Genomic DNA, 20207 nt, shown 5'->3' with positions numbered 1-20207 from the left:
AGGTTATAGTATTTTCACTAAAACTAATTATTTTTTTAATCAATTCTGAAAAGTCACTTTTATACTATTCTATCTATATATAATTGAAATGTATAGTATTCTCACTTAAACATAATAGGAGGAAAAATTGATGGAGTTATCTAAAAAGCTACAAAGTTTACCAAAGCAGTTTTTTGCAAATCTTGTGAAGCAAGTTGCAATCGCAGTTGCAGAAGGCCGTGATGTTATAAATTTAGGACAAGGAAATCCTGATCGACCAACACCAGAACATATCGTAAAAGCTATGCAAGAAGCAATAGCAAATCCAGAAATGCATAGATATTCACCTTTTCGTGGAATACCTGAACTAAAAAAAGCAGTTAGCACATTTTATAAACGCGAATACGGTGTGTACATCAATCCAGATACAGAAGTTTCAATTCTTTTCGGTGCCAAAGCAGGCCTCGTTGAACTACCAATTGGAATTCTAAATCCTGGTGATACGATGCTACTGCCAGACCCTGGCTACCCAGATTATTTATCAGGTGTGACATTAGCAGACGTTCAATTTGAAACAATGCCACTTTTAGCTGAAAATGACTTCCTTCCAAATTACAGTTTGCTTTCTGAAGACATCAAAAAAAGAGCCAAGTTAATGTATTTAAACTATCCTAACAATCCAACAGGTGGCGTTGCTACCAAAGAATTCTACGAAGAAACAATCAAACTAGCGAAAGAGAATAATATCGCTGTCCTTCAAGACTTTGCTTATGGTGCCATTGGCTTTGAAGGCAAAAAACCCGTTAGCTTCTTGCAATTAGAAGGTGCTAAAGAAGTCGGGGTTGAAGTTTACACATTATCCAAAACCTATAATATGGCAGGTTGGCGCGTAGGTTTTGCGGTTGGTAATGCTCAAATGATTGAAGCACTAAACTTAATACAAGATCACCTTTTCGTTAGTCTATTCCCTGCCGTACAACAAGCTGCAGTGGAAGCGTTAACTGGCGACCAATCTTGTGTCTCAAGACAAGTTGATATGTATGAAAGTCGCAGAAATGCATTAATTAACGCATGTCAAAATATCGGTTGGCCTGTAACAGCACCAAAAGGATCCTTCTTTGCTTGGCTTCCTGTACCAGAAGGATTTACAAGTCAACAATTTGCAGACCTTCTATTGGAAAAAGCAGATGTAGCAGTAGCTGCTGGAAATGGCTTTGGAGAGCATGGCGAAGGATATATTCGGATTGGCTTATTAGTAGATGAAGAGCGACTAGTGGAGGCTGTTAAAAGAATTGAAAAGCTGAATCTATTCAAAGAACTAGCAAAAAACTAAATATCAAGGAGGCAAGTTTAATGGCTCAACCTACAAATCCAACAAATGTGGATTTACTAGTCAAAGATCTTTCACCAGACGATACATTTCCTATTTCGTTTGTTGAACTAGAACGAGCTGCAGCTAGCGTCTTACCTAAGAATCAATATGGATATGTTCGCTCCGGTGCTGGCGGCGAACAAACATTACACCAAAACCAAAGTGCTTTCCAGAAGTATTCCATCATTCCTCGCTATTTAAAAGACGTTTCAAAGTTGGATACATCGATTGAGTTATTTGGCAAAGAATATCCTACCCCTTTGTTAGCAGCTCCGGTAGGCGTATTACAAATGATTTCACCAGAAGGCGAGTTAGCAGTTGCACGTGCATTGAAGGATTTAAACATACCTTATATTCAAAGTACTGTCTCAAGTTACTCCATTGAAGAAATTGCATCAGCTGCTCCTGACTCATCTAAATGGTTCCAATTATATTGGGCACCTTGTGATCCAGAGATTTCTTATAGTATGGTAAAACGCGCAGAACAAGCAGGCTACGAAGCAATTGTATTAACGATTGATACGATGATGCTTGGTTGGCGCGAGACTGATATGCGTAACCAGTTCTCTCCTATTAGCGAAGGGTATGGGAAAGGAAATTGGGCAACCGACCCAGCTTTTCTGAAATCAATACCAAACAATGATTTAAACTCTATTATCGAAGGAATACTTGCAAACCTGCATCATCCGACACTACAATGGGCAAATATCAAAGAACTAAAGAAACGAACGACATTACCTGTATTAATAAAAGGCATACTTCATCCAGAAGATGCAAAACTTGCTTTAGAAAATGGTGTAGATGGGATTATTGTTTCCAATCATGGAGGTCGTCAATTGGATGGTGTGATTCCAAGTATCGATGCACTTCCAGCAATCGTAGAAGCGATAAATGGACAAATCCCTGTATTATTTGATAGTGGTATTCGGCGAGGAACCGATGTAGTGAAAGCTTTAGCACTTGGAGCAAATGCCGTCCTAATCGGTCGTCCCTTTGTCTACGGACTAGCAATCGCTGGAGAAGAAGGGGTCAAACGTGTTTTCTCTACAATTCTAAAAGAAACAGAAGTCACTCTATCTATGGCAGGCATAACTGAAGTAAAACATGCAAAAGAGTTAAGCATTGTAAAACAATAATTTAGACGATAAAAAATCAAACAAATGGTGTGTGGATCAAGCTTTTTTAGTATGATTCACACCTTTACTATTTCAGATATATAATCCTTTTTACCACTCACACGTCGAAAAAAGCCACATAACCCCAATCAAAGAAATGTAGTTCTTTGATTCGGATTATGTGGCTCAAGTTTTCCAGCCAACTGGCATGTGCTATTTTGATTTTGATTTGTTAAATCTTTGTTTTTCAATACGATTTATTTGTACGATGATTCCATCTTGAATCGTTATATGCACTTCACCAAATTGTAATCCTTGGACCGCTTTAATAATGGCTCTAATTTGTTCTGAATCCTCGTTTAACTTTTGAGTCATACAAATTTCTCCCCTTTACAATAGGTTACTATTAAATAATTTAATCGAATCCCCTTTTCTTGTAATTTATTGTAATTGCCTGAAAATGAAAAGTCAATATTAATTCTTATAATTCCTAGTTAAATACTAGTGAATAATATAATTTTACTAGATATTTATTAAAATTTTGTAATGAGTAACAGCAAGTAAACAATTAATAATAGCAAAACCATTAAAACATTTAGTTTAATAAATTCATTTAAACCAGCAAATATCCGCATTCCCTACAAAAAGGCATTTAAAATCCCTACTATTCTAGGTGGAATTATACAAAAAATCATTGACTATACTGAATTTTTGCTGTAGATTGAATTATCATAAAGTTTTTAATTAAATAAAAACCTCTTATTAAGAGTAGCTGAGGGACTGGCCCTATGAAGCTCGGCAACCTTCTCAATCATGGAAAGGTGCTAAATCCTGCAAGACGTGCAAAACGTTTTGATAGATAAGAGAGGCGAACTCCAAAAGATGAAGCCCCTCTTGCTATTAAAAAGGGGGGCTTTTTTTAAATTCTTTAAATTAAAGGGAGGAAATCAAATGAAAAAATTTAGTTTCGCATTGATCTTATTATTACTTGTAGCGATTGTTAGTGCTTGTGGCAATAGCGAAAAAACAGAAGACAGTAAAACTGCTGCATTAAATACCAAGAAATTGGTAATTGGTGTGACAGCAGGACCTCATGAAGAAATCGCGGAAAAAGTAGCTGAAATTGCTAAAAAAGAAGGATTAGATATCGAGTTAAAAGTATTCTCAGATTATGTATTACCAAACACAGCATTGAGCGAAGGTAGCTTAGATGCAAACAGCTTCCAACATGTTCCGTACTTAAAACAATATAACAAAGACAAAGGTGACGATCTTGTCGCTGTTGGCAAAACCATCTTAAGTCCAATGGGTATCTACTCTAAAAAATACAAGAACTTTGATGAGATTCCAAATGGTTCAAAAATAGCTATTCCGAACGATCCAACAAATGGCTCTCGCGCATTAGAGATTTTAGCAAAAGAAGGATTTATCACATTAAAAGATACGGGAAGCGATCTTCCAACAATCTATGATATTGATGAAAACAAAAAGAATTATAAATTTATCGAACTAGAAGCTGCACAAATTCCAAAACAATTATCTGAAGTTGCAGCAGCAGCAATTAATACAAACTTTGCTTTAGAAGCAGGTCTAAACCCTAAAAAAGACGCCATCTTGGTTGAAGGTGCTGATTCAATTTATGCAAATCAAATTGTTGTACGTAAAGAAAACAAAAACGACCCAACTATTAAGAAATTCGTGAAAGCTTATCATTCTGACGAAATAAAGAAATTCATAGAAGAGAAATATGAAGGCTCTCTTATCCCTTCTTGGTAGAAGTTAATTAGAATAGATTGCCATCTTTGGCGGTGGCAATCTCCTTAAAAAGGAGTAATATGATGATTAAATTAGAGCATGTTACAAAGAAATTTACCGTTAATAATAAAACGATTACTGCAGTAGATGATGTCAATATTGATGTCAAAAAAGGAGAAATTCACGGTGTAATTGGTTATAGTGGCGCTGGGAAAAGTACACTTATTCGCTGCGTAAACTTACTTGAAAAGCCAACAAACGGTGATATATACATAGACAACGAAAAAATTACTAATCTCTCGCCTCAGAATCTCCGTACAGTCCGAACAAAAATCGGTATGATTTTCCAAGGGTTTAATTTGTTAAAAACAGCTACGGTTTATGACAATATTGCACTTCCACTTAAACTATTAGGCTTTGATAAAAAAGAAGTTAAAAAGCGGGTTGACAAGTATTTAAAAATTGTCAATTTGGAAGACAAAGCAAATAACTATCCAGCTCAATTATCTGGTGGTCAAAAGCAGCGTGTTGCTATTGCTAGAGCATTATCTCAGGAACCTGAAATTTTACTAAGTGATGAGGCGACAAGTGCTCTTGACCCAGAAACAACAGATTCCATTCTCGATCTTTTACTTAAGATTAATAAGGAATTTGGGATTACAATTTTACTCATTACTCATGAAATGAACGTTATTCAAAAAGTTTGCGATTATGTGTATGTATTAGAAAGTGGCCATATTGTTGAACAAGGATCTACGATTGACTTATTCACGAATCCACAACAACCTACTACAAAAAAATTCTTAAACACTATTTCACAGCGTAACTTATCCAGTTCATTAATCGAACAACTAAATGTAACAGGGAGCGTTACTCGCCTTACCTTCGTTGGAGAAAGTACAGGTAAACCTGCATTAGCTGAAATCAGTAAGTTATTTAATGTTACGCCAAATATTTTAACGGCAAATATTATTGAATTGAAAAATGGTGTTGTTGGTAATATCGTCGTCCATTTAAATGGAGATGCACAAGATGTTAACAAAGCACTTCAATATTTAGAGGGACAAGGTGTCCGTACAGAAGAATTGCGGGGTGTAAACTAATGGATCGTTATGAAAAATTTATTGATCAATGGCTACCTATCATTTGGAAAGCTATTTTAGAAACGTTCCAAATGGTTGGGGTTTCTCTAGTATTTGCAGTTGTGATTGGGATTGTTTTAGGAATTCTTGTGGTTCTAACTAGACCAGGACAAGCTTTAGCAAATAAATTTGTTTATCAAATTTTAAATTTACTCATTAATATCGTTCGTTCTGTTCCATTCATCATATTATTATTCTTTATCTTGCCTTTTACAAAATCAATTGTCGGTACAACTATAGGTGTTCGTGGTGCAATTGTTCCGCTTGTTATTTATACAGCCCCTTATATCGCCCGCTTAATAGAATCTGCATTATTAGAAGTAGATGCTGGTGTAGTAGAAGCCTATACAGCAATGGGAATCAAAACACGCCATATCATCTGGAATGTTATATTACGTGAAGCAAGACCTTCCATTATTTTGGCTCTTACAATTTCCACCGTTAGTTTAATTAGTGCAACAGCAATGGCAGGTATGGTCGGTGCTGGTGGTCTTGGTGATCTCGCATACCGTTTTGGTTACTTACGTTATGAAGTAGATGTTATGTATGCGACAGTTTTCTTATTAATTGTGATTGTTCAAGTGGTTCAATCCCTCGGCAATCGTTTAGCCGCAAATTTAAAAAAGGATTAAGAGTTAGCAAAATAATAAAGGGTGTGGATAAAGTATTTCAAATACTTATCCACACCTTTTTATCATTTATAAAGATTTCTAGCTTTAAGAAATAACTCCTAGTTCTTTCCCTACTTTTTCATAGATAGCTAGTGCATCGTCTAACATTTCTTTTGTATGGGCAGCGGTTGGCATGTTGCGGACACGGCCGGTGCCTTTTGGAACAGTTGGGAAGACGATGGATTTTGCGTATACGCCTTCTTCGATTAGACGGGATGAGAATTGTTGTGTTAGCTTTTCGTCACCGATGATACATGGTGTGATTGGTGTTTCGGAGTGACCAATGTTAAAGCCAAGTTTTTTCAATCCTGCTTTTAAATAATCGCCGTTTTCCCAAAGTCTGTCACAAAGTTCTGTTGAGTCGATTAACATTTGAACAGCACGAGTAATGGCTGCAACGTCACCTGGTGGTAAAGCAGTTGAGAACAAGAATGGACGTGAACGAACTTTCAGCCAGTCTATTAAGTTCTTCTTACCAGCTACATATCCGCCGACTACACCAATTGCTTTAGATAATGTACCGATTTGGAAGTCGATTTCATTTTGTAGACCGAAGTGTTTGACAGTCCCTTTCCCTTTACCTGTTACACCTGAGCCATGGGCATCATCAACATATGTAATAAGGTCAAATTCTTTTGCGATTTCTACAATTTCAGGAAGTTTTGCAATATCGCCATCCATAGAGAAAACGCCGTCTGTAATAACCATGACTTTATTGTAAAGACCTGATTCTGTTGCTTCTTTCGCTTTTTGGCGAAGATCTTCCATATCAGAGTGGTTGTATGCAATAATTTTCGCTTTTGATAAGCGACAGCCGTCTATGATGGAAGCATGATTTAATTGATCTGATAAAATCGCATCATTTTTATCCATAACAGCAGAGACAGCTGCCATATTGCAGTTAAAACCAGATTGATAGGAAATTGCTGCTTCTGTTCCCTTAAATTCTGCTAGCTTTTCTTCTAATTTAACATGTAAATCCAAAGTACCGTTGATTGTACGAACAGCACCTGCACCTACACCGTATTCATCGATTGTTTTTTTAGCAATTTCTTTTAATTCAGGATTTGTTGCTAAGCCAAGATAGTTATTTGAAGATAGGTTGATTAGTTTCTTACCACGGACTTGTATTACTGGACCATTGGCACCTTCAACTGGGTCAATTTCATTGTATAAACCTTGGTCACGAAGCTGTTGTAAATTGTCATTAACGAAAGTATTGAGTACGTTTGACAAGGTCATCATCCTTTCATACGATTATACCGATATTGTAGCATAACGAATAACCGTTTTGTACTCCTGAAAAGAACTAATATTATTATTTTAATTAGATTCCCTAATAAAATAACATCTAATGTTCATTTGAGGGGAACAGTTGTATTTACAGAGAAAAGGCATGCAATTACCGCATGCCCTATTACTCACCTTACTTTTTCCCTTTGTTTGGTTGATCACCTTTTAAGATTACTTCATATGAAAAGTCTACCGGGTTTAATTGACCTGGTTTCGCAGCGTAAGAAGTAATCATTTTTACATTGCCCTCTCTTAGTATTTTCTGAATATCAAGCGCTTGTGCATCGGATACATTAAATGGATTTACTTGATAAACACGTTGTTTCCCATTTTTCTTTGTTTGAATGTATGTCACCGTATAATCAACATAATCTTTTTTCACTTGGCCAATGGATTCAAAACCGTCAGTTGATACACCTGATTTAGATAGGCCGATTTCTGGGATGCTAATATTGTCTACATACCAGCCAGCTTCTTCTGAGCCCCAGTCTGTCATATAACGGAAAGCAACTAATACTTTTTTGCCTGCGTATTTGGATAGATCAAATGATTCTTTTGTCCATGTTTTATTTGTTCCAGTAAAACCAGGTAAATTAGCTTTTGTATTTGGATAGCCTTCTGGAACAATATCTGACCTTGTATGGTCATTCGCTAGACTTGTCCATGTTTCCCCGTTATCTGTAGATACTTGAACAGCCCCGAAATCCCAGTTTTCTTCAATATTATAATAATGGTCAAAGTTTAAAGTAGCTTTGTTCGTAGAAGATAAATCTGCTTCAAAAATCATCTGATTATCAGCTTGGCTACCTGTATTGCCCCATAGAACTTGTTTTCCTGAACCTAGTGGGTCTGCTACCGATTTCCATTGTAGCGGCAAGAAGTCCGCACCATTAAATTTCATACCTCTTATTTCTCTTGTAAAATCAAGGGACTTAAAATCACCGCCCCATGCAGGTACACCTTGTTTTTCATACGTTAACGCTTTTTCAAAATCGACTGTTTTCCCACGTTTTGTCCCCTTATTATCCACTACTAAATCACGTAAATTGATACTATCAAAATTATAATCTTTGCTTACGGTACTATCATCTAGTGCTAATGCTGTCATAAAGTTTTGATAGACTTTCGTAAAATCTTTGTTTGTTTTGTATTGTTTTAAGACTTTTTCTACACTTTCAATGCCTTGGGAAGTGCCATCAGTTGCCAACGATTTGATAAAGTCATGGCCAAATTTATCGTATAGATAAAGCATGAACAAATACACTTCTCCATAATCTGCAATTGTTTCTGGGCCCGTTTCTGCACTATAATGTTCATCCCAGTTCACTAGTGAGTTTTCGGGGTGGTCGAGGAAGAAATTAATCGAACCGTCATCATGACTATATCCACCTAAATATTCAGCGAATGTTGACATCCCCTCATTGACCCAAGTTTCTTCAGACGGGTCATTATCTGCTTGGATTAGATGTTGCAATTCATGAATCGTTGTACCAAAGTAAGTAGATTCTAAGCGAGTATCCCATGAGTTAGTATCAATTGTTATAATGTTACGATTTATATAATTTTCTAACGTTTGCCAGAAGAAACCAGCAACAAAGAATGGATAGTTTGGATTATTCCACCCTTCGTCTTTAATGTTATCTACAAGCATGATTACCTTGTCTGATCCTTTGTAATAATCACTAGGTAATCCTACTAAACCTGGAAGAATCGCTTTAGATCCATCCAGCGGATTAGGTGTACCAAAGAAATCGGTTGCTTTCGGATATATATTTTTGTCAAATTCATCACGAAGCTTGTCCACTTGCGCTTGTGTGACAACATCAGCTTTTCGAGGGTTATTCGGTCCATATGCTAAATCCTTTGCCACCCATACTTCTACATTGTCGCCAACGCTTCGTAAAGTAAATTCCTTAAATTCTAAATTCCTGTTTAAAAATACTTTGGTGCCCCCATCATATGTGAAATTAGGGTCTGCTGCTTCCTGTGATTCTGTTAATTCCTTCGCCTCATCTGCTTGTGCTTTAATCTTTTCCTCTGCTTTCTTTTGGAAATCAGCACTTTCAGTTTGTTTATTTAACTCTTGATCAATATCGATACGATCACCATAGCGCTCGGTATTCCACTTCTCATAAGATTTTGTTTCTGCACTGACTTTTTCACTCGACAAAGGACTCAATAATGCTAGTACTAGGCTACTTGAAAGTAATAAAGGAACCCATTTCATCTTCTTCAAGAAAAAACCTCCCCCATTCCATAATTTGAAACTCTTAATAAATATTCTAACATGATAGATTTTTCTGAAAATAATTCGAGAGAACGATTTTTCGAATTTCGAATTATTATCAAATGCATAGAGTATCGACAAAAAAAGAGTTTCCCGACAGACGAACTTTTCGGGAAACTCTTACTACTAGGGAACTCTATTCATTTTTAATATATTGGAACGTGTTGATCACCAATACATTTCAACAGTAATTTACGACAAATTCCTAGTGAAAATTGGACAATCGGACCAAGAGCGAACACCATGATGATGGTACCAATTCCTACAGGTCCCCCCAGAAGGTAACCTGCAAATGCGACAACAACCTCCATAATAGTACGTGCTAACGTAATACTGCAATGGAACTTCTCAACTGCTAGTAACATTAAACTATCACGTGGACCAGCACCTAAATTAGCTGAAATATAAATGCCCCCTCCAACTGCTACCAAAATAACACCGAGTATAAAGTCGAAGAATTGGATTAAGATACTATGCGCATCCGGTAAAAGCCAGTTAAAGAAATCGAGTATTAATCCAATGCAAATCATATTGATAAACGTTCCAACTTTAGGGAATTGGCGTAAACCAATCGAAGAAATCGTAATAATGACTAAACCAGCTATATCGGACCATAATCCGATTGATAAGCCCAAATGATTATATAATCCAATATGTAGAACATCCCAAGAACTTACGCCAAATCGTTGTCCTTTCACTGTCAAAGATATACCAAGACTAATGGTTGTAATACCTATAAAAAAGAATAGCCAGCGCCATATATATGCTTTGTTCATCTATATCCTTCTTTCTTTTGAGAAAAGAAAAGCCTATTTATGAATTGACATAAAAGGCTTACTTTAAAATAACTTATCTAGTTTATCAAGAAATGGGGCATTTTGAAATGATAATAGCTTCCAAAATAATTTACTTCACTTTTATTAAGTAAGTGAAACGAATGTGGCGTTGGTCGCTTTTTTTAGGTTTTCTGGGGTGATGTTAATTTGCATACCAATTTTACCGGCACTTACGAATAGTTTGTCCACTTGTTCAGCAGTGCTATCGATGAATGTTGGGTAATGTTTTTTCATACCAATAGGTGAGCAACCGCCTCGAATATAACCTGTGTTTGGTAGTAAGTCTTTTACATGTAACATTTCAATTTTCTTTTCGCCTACCACTTTTGCAGCTTTTTTTAGGTCTAATTCTTCTGCGACAGGAATGACGAAGACGTAGAGATTTCCTTTACCTGCAGTGGCTACAAGTGTCTTAAAAACTAATTCTTGCGGTTCATTGATTTTCGTTGCAACAGAGACACCATCTATTTTGCCATCTTCCACTTCATATTCTGCTAGTATATAGGGAATTTTTTGTTGATCTAATAGACGTACAGCGTTGGTCTTTTGAATTTTATGTTTAGCCATTTATAGCATCACTTCCTCAGATTGAAAGATAAATAGTTGGTTGTGCAAGTTGAAATCCTTGTTTTGCTACTTGCACTTGAAAAGTGTAATGAGATATTGCCTTTTCAAACAAGCGGTGTTTTACTTTTTCTTCGACAGTCGTTTTAGATGAATTTGCAGTATCTGTATAAGTTTTCTTTTGATTTGTTCTTGTTGCAGAATCAGGGATCTGAGATGATTGACTTTGAATGGTAATCCTTGTTGAAGAAACATCCTGTATCGTTTGATTTACTTGGTCATCGTGTTTATGCAATTGCTGTAATTTGCGGATTGAAGATTGCACTTCAGGCTTATGCTCTTGCTCTTTTTTCCCTGTCAATAAATCCACTAGATTTTCAAGTGCTGGATTCGTTTTAGGTTTAAAGTATTGAGCATTCCTACGATAAATTGCATCTGCCGTTTTGTGACGAAGCACTCTCTTTCGATGTTCCACATCTGCAAAGCGATTACTTACAAGAGAAGTAATATTCAAATCAACCACCTCTTCCCTAAAATAGTTAAAATTATAGTAGCACCAATATTTGAGAATTAGAAATGTATAATTTCTTATATTTAGCTAATCTATTCGAAGGAAAAATATACTATTTTAGCAAGTATTACTCTGATTCTTTATTTCCAAACAATTTTTGTAATGCTTCAGCCATTGCATTATTTGCTGGCTCTTCTTGTTTTTTCATATATTTTTGAACATCACGTTTTGACACTTTTGTATTACCCGCTGTTTCTTTGCGTTTTTCAAAAGCAGATAGTTTTTCTCGGTGTCCACAGGAGCATACAAAGATACGTCCTTCCCCTTCACCGCGTAACTCTAGTTTTTTATGGCAAACAGGACAGCGTGCATTTGTTAATGTGGATACTTTTTTCTTATATCCACAAGTGCGGTCCTGACAAACGAGCATTTTACCGCGTTTGCCATTCACTTCAAGTAAAAGTTTTCCACAGTCTGGGCATTGTTTTCCAGAAACATTATCATGTTTGAATTTTTTATCACTTGATTTAATGTCTTTTACCGCTTTTTTTGTAAAACCTATCATTTGATTTATAAAATCAGATTTCTTAGCTGAACCTTTTGCGATTTTCGTCAATTCTTTTTCCCATTCCGCTGTTAATGCAGGGGACTTTAAATCTGCTGGAGCAAGATCTAGTAGTTGGCGACCTTTTGATGTTGTGTATAAGTCTTTACCCTTTTTCTCAATAACAAATGACTTAAATAGTTTTTCAATAATATCTGCACGAGTTGCAACCGTACCAATACCACCTGTTTCATGTAATGTTTGGATGAGCTCTTTTGATTCCCCGCTCATAAATTGGGTAGGGTTCTCCATTGCTGCAAGAAGTGTCCCTTCATTGAAACGAGCTGGTGGTTTTGTTTCACCATGAGTGATGGCAATCGCGCGAAGTTTAATGGACTCGCCTTTTTTAAATGGAGGTAAAGACTTGCTTGCAGATTCCTCATCATCTTGGTGATAAACTTTCTTCCAACCTTCATCACGAACTGTGTTTCCTTTTACTTTAAAGATCTCTCCACCTGCTTCAATCGTGACGGTTGTTTGGTCGTATTGGTAAGGTCCAAAGAACACAGCCAAGAAGCGTTTGGCAATTAAGTCGTATAGTCTTTTCTCTTTATCTGATAGATTTGGCAAAATCGCAGGCTCTTCTGTTGGAATAATGGCATGGTGATCTGAAACCCGTGCGTTATCCACAACCCCTTTTTGCGGTTTGACTTGTTTATTTCGTAAAAGTGTATTGGCTGCTGCACGGTTATCCCCAACTGCTGATGCTTTAATACGATCTGCTAACGTATCGACCATATCAGATGTTAAGTGTTTGGAATCAGTCCGTGGATAAGTCACGATTTTATGATGCTCATATAAATTTTGTAATGTGGATAACGTTTCTTTTGCAGACCATCCCCATCGTTTATGTGCTTCTTTTTGTAGCTCAGTTAAATCAAATAGTGTCGGGGCAAATGTCTTTTTAGGAACAGTTTGTACATCTTGTACTGTTGCCGTTTGTACATTGTCTAGTTTTTTAAGTAATTGTTCTATTTTCTCTTTGTTGAACGATTGGGTTTGATTTGTCCCCTTTTCAGACCATGTAAATGTTGCATCATTTGCAATAGCTTGAAGACCATAATAGGTTTTCGGTTTAAAGCTCTTAATTTGCTCTTCACGTTCTGCAATCATCGCTAAAGTTGGTGTTTGTACACGACCTGTTGATAACTGGGCATTGTATTTTACCGTTAAGGCACGCGTGGCGTTAATCCCTACAACCCAGTCAGCTTCTGCACGAGCAACGGCCGCTTCATATAAATTGTTATAAGCGCGTCCATCCTTTAAATGTGCAAATCCGTCTTTAATCGCCTTGTCTGTGACAGAAGATATCCACAAACGTTTAATCGGCTTGTGACATTTCGCTTTTGCTAAAATCCAGCGTGCTACAAGCTCTCCTTCACGCCCAGCATCTGTTGCGATAATGACTTGATTGACATCTTGGCGTGCTAGTTGCGACTTAACTGCGTTAAATTGCTTCGTTGTTTGACGAATCGGAACCAATTTAAATGGGTCAGGAATAATCGGAAGATCCTCCATTTTCCATTCTTTATATTTATTATCGTATTGTTCTGGGTCTGCATGTGTCACTAAATGACCAAGTGCCCATGTCACGATATATTGTGTACCTTCTAAAAAGCCGTTTCCTTTCTTTTGGCAACCTAATACGCGTGCAATGTCACGTGCTACAGATGGCTTTTCAGCTAAAACTAAAGATTTTGACATAATTCCGCTCCTCTCAATGTCTACTATTATAACGGAAATAGGGATTGTATAGAAAAATGTTGCGTATTAATAAAAATTCATAAAACAACCTAAGGCATTTTATCGGATACCTTAGGTTGTTTTCCTATTTTATAGAAAAATATTAAGACTCAGCTAACCACTCTTCATTTAACTGATCTAATTTCTTTTGTAGCTTGTCATATTCTAGTTCCGAATTCTTTAGCTTCAACATTTTCCTTTCAACTTTTTCTATTTCTTCTTCCAAAGTATGTTGCTTTGGATGCTTAGTGATTTTTGCGTCTTTTTCTTTTATCGAATTTTGTCTATTTGCCTTTTGCTTTTCCTTCGCCCATAGGTAATCGCCTTGATGTATTACTACTTTTTGCTGCTCAATCCACGCAATTTTAGTAAATATTTTTTGCAGAAAATAGCGGTCATGGCTTACAGCAATTATTGTTCCAGCAAAATTTTGAAGATTTTCTTCTAAAACCTCTCTCGATTCAATATCTAGATGGTTCGTTGGTTCGTCTAATATGAGAAGATTAATATCTTGTTGCATTAACTGTGCAAGGCGTAATCGCATCTTCTCTCCACCGCTTAAATTCTTTACTTTTTTGAAAACATCATAGCGATAAAACAGAAACTTTGCGAGTACATGTCTTGCCTCCTCCTCTGTCATTGAAATATTTTCACGAAAAGCATCGATTAACCGAATTTGATCGTCCACCGTTTCAAATTGTTGAGCAAGATAACCAATTTTTACATTGCTCCCGATTATGCATCGCCCTTCATCAGGTTTATCATGACCAAGCATCATTTTCAGCAAAGTTGATTTTCCCGTTCCATTTTCACCAACGATCGCAATACGATCTTGCCAATAAACAGAAAAGTTTACTTCATTAAATAAAGGTGTTTTAAATGATTTCGTAACGTTTTCAATCGTTATAACTTCTTTACCGCTACGATCTGACACATCTAATTGTAAATTCATTTTCTTTTCGACTTTGGGTCTCTTTACTAGCTCAATTCGCTCTAAAGCTTTCTCCATACTTTTAGCTTTTTTAAACAAGTCAGGATTAGGAGGAATGGCCTCATTTGCCCACTGTCTTAAACGTTTGATTGCTTCTTTCATTTTTTTTATCTTCTTTTGTTGTTCCTCATATTGAGCAAACTCTTGTTCAATCTTTTCTTCTTTGCCTTTGACGTATGCATCGTAGTTTCCAAGGAAAGTAGATGCTTCTCCATCTTCTAGTTCAATTACTTTTTGAACGACATTATTCATAAATTGTCGGTCATGTGAGACAACAATAACAGTTCCAGAAAAAGTACTTACATACTCTTCCAACCACTCAATTGCATGTAAATCCAAGTGATTAGTCGGTTCATCTAGCAATAAAATAGAAGGATTTTTTAGCAATATTTGACCTAACATAACTTTTGTTTTCTCACCACCACTTAAATCAATAAATAATTGATCAAGTAATGTTTGAATACCTAAGCCATTTGCAACACTTGCCATTTTTGAATCAATTTCATACCCATCAAGTTGCATAAATTGCTCTTGTAATCGACCATATTCCGATAATATTTTTTCTAAGTTTTCTTCGATAGACATTTGTAGCTCAAGTTCAGCCATTTTCTGCTGAATAGTCAATAAATTGGAGAACGCCTCCATTAGAACCTCTTTGACTGTGAAGTTAGGATAAAAGGGAATTTGATGTAAATAGCCAATGGTACTATCTTTCTTTTTAATAATTCTTCCTTCATCAAGTGTTTCAACACCAGCTAATAGTTGTAATAATGTTGTTTTACCGCAGCCATTATTTCCAACAATAGCTACATGATCCGACGCTTTTATGTCAACTGTTAAATTTTCAAATACTAGATGACCACCAAATGATTTGGTGATGTTTTCAGCTTTTATATACATTTGATCCACTCCATTTACGTAGCGAAAATCCATAAAAGCAAAAAGAAAAAGACTGCTCATTAACGAGCAGTCTTTACAAGTCTAAACTTGTGAAAAGAATGGTTAATCAGCTACGTGTTTTTTATTTGATTTGCATTGAAAAAAGGACATACTTATCCCGTTATTAGCAAAATCAAAAGTAATGACACGTGCAAAATACATAGCTGTATCTAAATTTACACCTGTCTTCATAGCTGAATTTTTCATTCTTTTCACCTCCGATTCAATTTAATTATTTGAATTATAACATATATCGAATTTTTTGAAAATAGACCTATATCTCCTAGTGCATGAATTTTACCTGAAGAAACAAAAAGGCTGCTCAAAAAATTGAGCAGCTTTTTCACTTGAATTAATGTTGATCAATTGTTTCCTTAGGTAAATCTTGGCTGAGTTCGCAATATTTTACGAAGACACGTGCCATTTCACGAAGACGATCATGTATATTTTCATCGATAATTTTATTGTCTTTATCAAAATGGCTAGCATGTGTATAGACATAGTTTGGCGTCACTAATGCACGAAAATAATCAAGGATAGGTTTTAGTTGATTTTCTACTACTAAATGGTGTTGGTATGTACCACCATTCGCTACGATTGACACTGGTTTATATCTCAAGGCTTTTGGATTAAGAAAATCAAACGTATTCTTAAGAACACCTGGAATTGAACCTTGGAAAATAGGAGTTGCGAAAATATAGCCATCCGCTTCTTCTAATGTTTTTATTAACTTTTTCATATCATCGTTGTATTGATCAAATGGACGACCATCTACAAATTGGTGATCAAAATCACCAAGATGGAGCTGAGAAATTTCTAAACTGTCATCAAATTCTTTTATATATTGTTCAACTTGCTCTAAAATAGCACCTGTTTTTCGTCCAATAATGGTGCCGTCAACAAGTAAGATTTTCATTAGGTGTTACCTCCAATTCAAAATTCCTAAAGTTATTGTAACAAATGCAAATAGCTTTCAGAAGGTGCAATACTTCAATTCACAACAATTCAGTCTTTTGACGGAAAGAGTAAACAACCTAGGATTCTCCTGAACAAAGTAAACTCATAATCTTTAATTTTATACATATTACACCGCTTCATCCCATAAATTGAAAAGAGCAGGGGAAAGGATGGAGATGTATGATGAAATTTCAACGAACTGAGGAAACAACCAAAAAGACCGTTTTTATTGGAGCAGTGACTCCTTGCCATAATTTATACCCAATTGAAAGAATCGTTACTCTTTCTGCCATGTTCGATCGACAACATACTCAAATTTTGGTTAAAGAAGACGATCGAGCAGTTGAATATTTAATTAATAAGGGTTTCAATCCTACTGTCTATAAAAATGACAAGCAATTAATTTCAGAGCTTACCAAATTATCACCAAGTTTACTCATCCATGATGCAGGTAGTACAGAATTACCTTTAATCGACCATTTAAAAACTTTTATCCCTACCATTATCCATTTTGATGATTTCGGAGAAGGCGGATCAGCTGCAGATTGTGTATTCCACACGTTGTATCAAGAAAAACGTGAAAAACTATTGCCACATTATTTAATCGGACCTTCTTCTTATGTCGTACCGAAACAATTACAAGCTATTCAAAAAAAAACAGATACTTCATCTGATAAGCCGCACATCGTTGTATCGATTGAGGGTACGGATCCGGATAATACAAGTTACCGTATTTTACGCCATTTATTACAATTACAAATCCCAATTAAAATTTCAGTTATCGTACAATCCAGTTATGAACATGATGTAGATGAACTAAAACTTATGGCTCTTAGTCGAAAAAACATTAAAATTATACAAAAAGACAATGCCCTCTATGAGTTATTAGGTGAGGCAGATATTGTAATTTGTGGCGCAAAATATACTCCTTATAAAGTTGCAACCATTGGCATTCCATGTATCGTTGTTTGCTATGATGAAATTGAAATGCAACATATTTTCCCTTCTGAAGCAAACGGATTCATCAATCTTGGATTGGGAAAAAAGCTAAAACAGTCCCTATTACAAAATGCTGTTATGGAGTTTCTTTTACACGAAGCGAGAGTCGAACACGCTGTGCGTAAGCAATTGAGTATTGATTTAAACAGAAATAACCAATATATTCAATCACTATTAAAAAGCTTCTTTACAAGCCATTCAAAATCTGCAGCATTTTTAGTAGAAGAACAAGCCAAGAAAACCAGTGATATGATACAATAACAAAAAAGACAGAACAAAATGCCCTAATGAATAAGGAGTTTCAACATGCCAACAAAAGACGAATTACGATATCAAATAGCAGAACTTAAAAGTGACTATATTCGCCAACAAGGTGATATTGAAAAGCTAGAATCTACTGGCTATCCAGAACTAATTGAAAAAGCAGAACAACGTCTTTCAGATATGGAAAAACAACTTGCTGAACTAAATAAACAATTAGAGTCTTTTAAAGACTAAAGCGCCTGTTGATAAGGCGCTTTTTGCTGTGAATTAATTTTAAACTTCAACTTAGGGTCTCCCCTTTAAACTTATTATGGAGCTTTACTACCAATAATAAGAATATATTTTTGAAAACCTTTAACTAAGAAACACTCACCAACATACCAAAAATCACACTACCCATGCTCTAATCAGTGCATGGATACGGAGGACTATAAAACAAATGATATTAACCGTTGAAAAATTAGGCCATAGTTTTGGCGATCGTACCCTTTTTAAAGATGTATCTTTTAGAATTGTAGAAGGCGAACATGTTGGTCTTGTAGGCGCAAATGGCGTTGGTAAATCAACATTAATGCATATTCTAACAGGCGAGTTAATCCATGATGAAGGCCGTGTTGAATGGCTTCCCGGCACACACTATGGCTATTTAGATCAACATGCTGTATTAACACCAGGTAGAACTATGCGCGATACATTACGCGATGCTTTCTTACCTCTTTACAAAAAAGAAGAAGAATTAAACGAAATCACAACAAAGATGGCGGATGCTACACCTGAAGAATTAGAGGTCCTATTAGAACAAATGGCAGCTATACAAGATGCCTTAGATGCTGGTGACTTCTATACATTAGATATGAAAATCGAAGAAGTTGCACGTGGTCTAGGTCTTGATGCGATTGGTTTAGACCGTGACGTTACTGCCCTTTCTGGTGGTCAACGAACAAAATTATTATTAGCAAAACTTCTTTTAGAAAAGCCAAAAGTTTTGCTATTAGACGAACCAACTAACTATTTAGATGAAGAACATATTAATTGGTTAAGCACTTATTTAAAAGATTATCCACACGCTTTTCTTTTAATCTCACATGATACTGAATTTATGAATGGTGTAGTAGATGTTATATTCCACTTAGAATTTTCAAAACTAACACGTTATACTGCAACTTATGAGAAATTCCTTGAACTTGCAGAAATTAATAAGCGCCAACATATTGATGCCTATGAAAAGCAACAGGATTTTATAAAAAAACAAGAAACATTTATCGCTAAGAACAAAGCACGCTTCTCTACAACCGGTCGTGCAAAATCTCGGCAAAAGCAATTGGATCGTATGGAACGTATTGACCGTCCTGAAACAGCTGCAAAACCACAATTCTCATTCAAAGAATCACGTAGTTCAAGTCGCTTTGTAGTGGAAGCTGAAAACTTACTAATTGGTTATGACAAGGACAAACCATTGCTTCCACCACTTACTTTCCAAATTGAACGTGGGGAAAAAGTTGCACTTGTTGGGATGAACGGCGTTGGTAAATCTACATTATTAAAAACCATGTTGGGCAAAATCCCTGCACTAGGCGGTAAAGTAGAACGTGGAGATTTCTTATTCCCCTCTTATTTCGAACAAGAAGTCAAAGCAGGTAATATTACACCGATCGAGGATGTATGGAATGCATTCCCTTCACTAGAGCAAGCAACTGTTCGTGCCTTACTTGCCAAAACCGGATTAAAGAATGAACATATCTCTCGCCCTCTAAATCAGCTAAGTGGTGGAGAACAAGCAAAAGTACGTTTATGTAAATTAATGATGGAAGAAAGTAACTGGATGCTTTTCGATGAACCTACAAACCATTTAGACATCGATGCAAAAGACGAATTAAAACGTGCGATGAAAGAATACAAAGGTACAATCGTATTAGTCAGCCACGAACCCGAATTTTATGATGGCCTTGTTACAAAAGTTTGGAATGTAGCAGAATGGTTCTCTCAAGGGCATCAATAATAAAAGCTTTTTGACATCTAAATCAAAATTCAATTTTCATTTGTAGCAAAAAACATCCCGTTTAGGGATGTTTTTTTGCTACACTCTTTTTCAGGTGGTTTATTTTTTCATTCACTAATAATATACAGCTACAAATTGAAGATGCGAAAAATAGAATAGCACAAGGTACTGCTCTAGCAAGAAGAT

The 20207-nt window shown here is 36.0% G+C and carries 18 protein-coding genes and 1 riboswitch; of the genes, 8 read left to right on the top strand and 10 right to left on the bottom strand.

The window, feature by feature from the left end; translation table 11 throughout:
- Positions 1 to 130: 130 nt before the first annotated feature.
- Together ACWV26_RS01510 and ACWV26_RS01505 are read left to right on the top strand one after the other, a co-directional pair.
- The gene (locus ACWV26_RS01510) at positions 131 to 1312 is read left to right on the top strand and encodes an aminotransferase class I/II-fold pyridoxal phosphate-dependent enzyme (RefSeq protein ID WP_455896633.1); all 1182 of its coding nucleotides are present in this window, start codon (positions 131 to 133) and stop codon (positions 1310 to 1312) included.
- Positions 1313 to 1332: 20 nt separating this feature from the next.
- Positions 1333 to 2487 carry an alpha-hydroxy acid oxidase gene (locus ACWV26_RS01505; protein WP_455896632.1) on the top strand — a complete coding sequence of 385 codons (1155 nt, stop codon included), beginning with the start codon at positions 1333 to 1335 and terminating at the stop codon, positions 2485 to 2487.
- A 192-nt stretch (positions 2488 to 2679) separates the two neighbouring features.
- Here the strand turns inward: ACWV26_RS01505 and ACWV26_RS01500 are convergent, their stop codons facing one another.
- Positions 2680 to 2841, bottom strand: coding sequence for a YezD family protein (locus tag ACWV26_RS01500; protein ID WP_455896631.1), 162 nt, complete (start codon positions 2839 to 2841; stop codon positions 2680 to 2682).
- A gap of 381 nt (positions 2842 to 3222) precedes the next feature.
- A riboswitch (SAM riboswitch) is annotated at positions 3223 to 3332 on the top strand.
- 85 nt (positions 3333 to 3417) lie between these two features.
- Between ACWV26_RS01500 and ACWV26_RS01495 the strand changes: the two genes are divergently transcribed.
- From ACWV26_RS01495 to ACWV26_RS01485, 3 genes are all read left to right on the top strand, one after another.
- Positions 3418 to 4242 (top strand): MetQ/NlpA family ABC transporter substrate-binding protein, encoded by an 825-nt coding sequence (locus tag ACWV26_RS01495; protein WP_455896630.1) that lies wholly within the window; start codon positions 3418 to 3420, stop codon positions 4240 to 4242.
- A gap of 62 nt (positions 4243 to 4304) precedes the next feature.
- Positions 4305 to 5324: a methionine ABC transporter ATP-binding protein gene (locus tag ACWV26_RS01490; RefSeq protein ID WP_455896629.1), complete on the top strand. Its 1020-nt coding sequence runs from the start codon at positions 4305 to 4307 to the stop codon at positions 5322 to 5324.
- A complete protein-coding gene (locus ACWV26_RS01485) occupies positions 5324 to 5995 on the top strand; it encodes a methionine ABC transporter permease (RefSeq protein ID WP_455896628.1) in 672 nt (223 codons plus the stop codon). The genes ACWV26_RS01490 and ACWV26_RS01485 overlap by 1 nt, the downstream gene beginning before the upstream one ends.
- A gap of 84 nt (positions 5996 to 6079) precedes the next feature.
- On the opposite strand, the gene ACWV26_RS01480 is transcribed toward ACWV26_RS01485, so the two are convergent.
- From ACWV26_RS01480 to ACWV26_RS01440, 9 genes are all read right to left on the bottom strand, one after another.
- The gene (locus ACWV26_RS01480) at positions 6080 to 7279 is read right to left on the bottom strand and encodes a glycine C-acetyltransferase (protein ID WP_455896627.1); all 1200 of its coding nucleotides are present in this window, start codon (positions 7277 to 7279) and stop codon (positions 6080 to 6082) included.
- A gap of 181 nt (positions 7280 to 7460) precedes the next feature.
- Positions 7461 to 9554 (bottom strand): choice-of-anchor J domain-containing protein, encoded by a 2094-nt coding sequence (locus ACWV26_RS01475; protein WP_455898152.1) that lies wholly within the window; start codon positions 9552 to 9554, stop codon positions 7461 to 7463.
- A 206-nt stretch (positions 9555 to 9760) separates the two neighbouring features.
- Positions 9761 to 10390 (bottom strand): YczE/YyaS/YitT family protein, encoded by a 630-nt coding sequence (locus ACWV26_RS01470; RefSeq protein WP_455896626.1) that lies wholly within the window; start codon positions 10388 to 10390, stop codon positions 9761 to 9763.
- A 144-nt stretch (positions 10391 to 10534) separates the two neighbouring features.
- On the bottom strand, positions 10535 to 11017 hold the full coding sequence (ybaK, locus tag ACWV26_RS01465) for a Cys-tRNA(Pro) deacylase (protein ID WP_455896625.1): 483 nt from the start codon (positions 11015 to 11017) through the stop codon (positions 10535 to 10537).
- Between the two features lie 16 nt (positions 11018 to 11033).
- Complete coding sequence (locus ACWV26_RS01460) at positions 11034 to 11528, bottom strand: hypothetical protein (RefSeq protein WP_455896624.1); 495 nt, start codon at positions 11526 to 11528, stop codon at positions 11034 to 11036.
- A gap of 124 nt (positions 11529 to 11652) precedes the next feature.
- On the bottom strand, positions 11653 to 13833 hold the full coding sequence (locus tag ACWV26_RS01455) for a DNA topoisomerase III (RefSeq protein WP_455896623.1): 2181 nt from the start codon (positions 13831 to 13833) through the stop codon (positions 11653 to 11655).
- Between the two features lie 142 nt (positions 13834 to 13975).
- The gene (gene abc-f / locus ACWV26_RS01450) at positions 13976 to 15763 is read right to left on the bottom strand and encodes a ribosomal protection-like ABC-F family protein (protein WP_455896622.1); all 1788 of its coding nucleotides are present in this window, start codon (positions 15761 to 15763) and stop codon (positions 13976 to 13978) included.
- Between the two features lie 102 nt (positions 15764 to 15865).
- The gene (locus tag ACWV26_RS01445) at positions 15866 to 16009 is read right to left on the bottom strand and encodes an RAxF-45 family protein (RefSeq protein WP_455896621.1); all 144 of its coding nucleotides are present in this window, start codon (positions 16007 to 16009) and stop codon (positions 15866 to 15868) included.
- Between the two features lie 145 nt (positions 16010 to 16154).
- Entirely contained in the window at positions 16155 to 16718 is a 564-nt protein-coding gene (locus ACWV26_RS01440) for an NADPH-dependent FMN reductase (RefSeq protein WP_455896620.1), read from the bottom strand.
- Between the two features lie 221 nt (positions 16719 to 16939).
- Between ACWV26_RS01440 and ACWV26_RS01435 the strand changes: the two genes are divergently transcribed.
- The 3 genes from ACWV26_RS01435 to ACWV26_RS01425 all read left to right on the top strand — a co-directional run bounded on the left by ACWV26_RS01435 (position 16940) and on the right by ACWV26_RS01425 (position 20021).
- The gene (locus ACWV26_RS01435; RefSeq protein ID WP_455896619.1) at positions 16940 to 18019 is read left to right on the top strand and encodes a PseG/SpsG family protein; all 1080 of its coding nucleotides are present in this window, start codon (positions 16940 to 16942) and stop codon (positions 18017 to 18019) included.
- A 45-nt stretch (positions 18020 to 18064) separates the two neighbouring features.
- Complete coding sequence (locus ACWV26_RS01430; protein ID WP_455896618.1) at positions 18065 to 18256, top strand: SE1832 family protein; 192 nt, start codon at positions 18065 to 18067, stop codon at positions 18254 to 18256.
- Between the two features lie 205 nt (positions 18257 to 18461).
- Entirely contained in the window at positions 18462 to 20021 is a 1560-nt protein-coding gene (locus tag ACWV26_RS01425; RefSeq protein ID WP_455896617.1) for an ABC-F family ATP-binding cassette domain-containing protein, read from the top strand.
- The last annotated feature ends 186 nt before the right edge of the window (positions 20022 to 20207 follow it).

This window comes from Rummeliibacillus sp. JY-2-4R (assembly GCF_053847205.1).
This window is presented reverse-complemented; position numbering and strand designations above follow the sequence as displayed.

Coding starts and splice junctions, on each gene's coding strand:
- ACWV26_RS01510 (WP_455896633.1), top strand. CDS start 131: ATGGAGTTATCTAAAAAGCTACAAAGTTTACCAAAGCAGTTTTTTGCA.
- ACWV26_RS01505 (WP_455896632.1), top strand. CDS start 1,333: ATGGCTCAACCTACAAATCCAACAAATGTGGATTTACTAGTCAAAGAT.
- ACWV26_RS01500 (WP_455896631.1), bottom strand. CDS start 2,841: ATGACTCAAAAGTTAAACGAGGATTCAGAACAAATTAGAGCCATTATT.
- ACWV26_RS01495 (WP_455896630.1), top strand. CDS start 3,418: ATGAAAAAATTTAGTTTCGCATTGATCTTATTATTACTTGTAGCGATT.
- ACWV26_RS01490 (WP_455896629.1), top strand. CDS start 4,305: ATGATTAAATTAGAGCATGTTACAAAGAAATTTACCGTTAATAATAAA.
- ACWV26_RS01485 (WP_455896628.1), top strand. CDS start 5,324: ATGGATCGTTATGAAAAATTTATTGATCAATGGCTACCTATCATTTGG.
- ACWV26_RS01480 (WP_455896627.1), bottom strand. CDS start 7,279: ATGATGACCTTGTCAAACGTACTCAATACTTTCGTTAATGACAATTTA.
- ACWV26_RS01475 (WP_455898152.1), bottom strand. CDS start 9,554: ATGAAATGGGTTCCTTTATTACTTTCAAGTAGCCTAGTACTAGCATTA.
- ACWV26_RS01470 (WP_455896626.1), bottom strand. CDS start 10,390: ATGAACAAAGCATATATATGGCGCTGGCTATTCTTTTTTATAGGTATT.
- ybaK (WP_455896625.1), bottom strand. CDS start 11,017: ATGGCTAAACATAAAATTCAAAAGACCAACGCTGTACGTCTATTAGAT.
- ACWV26_RS01455 (WP_455896623.1), bottom strand. CDS start 13,833: ATGTCAAAATCTTTAGTTTTAGCTGAAAAGCCATCTGTAGCACGTGAC.
- abc-f (WP_455896622.1), bottom strand. CDS start 15,763: ATGTATATAAAAGCTGAAAACATCACCAAATCATTTGGTGGTCATCTA.
- ACWV26_RS01445 (WP_455896621.1), bottom strand. CDS start 16,009: ATGAAAAATTCAGCTATGAAGACAGGTGTAAATTTAGATACAGCTATG.
- ACWV26_RS01440 (WP_455896620.1), bottom strand. CDS start 16,718: ATGAAAATCTTACTTGTTGACGGCACCATTATTGGACGAAAAACAGGT.
- ACWV26_RS01435 (WP_455896619.1), top strand. CDS start 16,940: ATGATGAAATTTCAACGAACTGAGGAAACAACCAAAAAGACCGTTTTT.
- ACWV26_RS01430 (WP_455896618.1), top strand. CDS start 18,065: ATGCCAACAAAAGACGAATTACGATATCAAATAGCAGAACTTAAAAGT.
- ACWV26_RS01425 (WP_455896617.1), top strand. CDS start 18,462: ATGATATTAACCGTTGAAAAATTAGGCCATAGTTTTGGCGATCGTACC.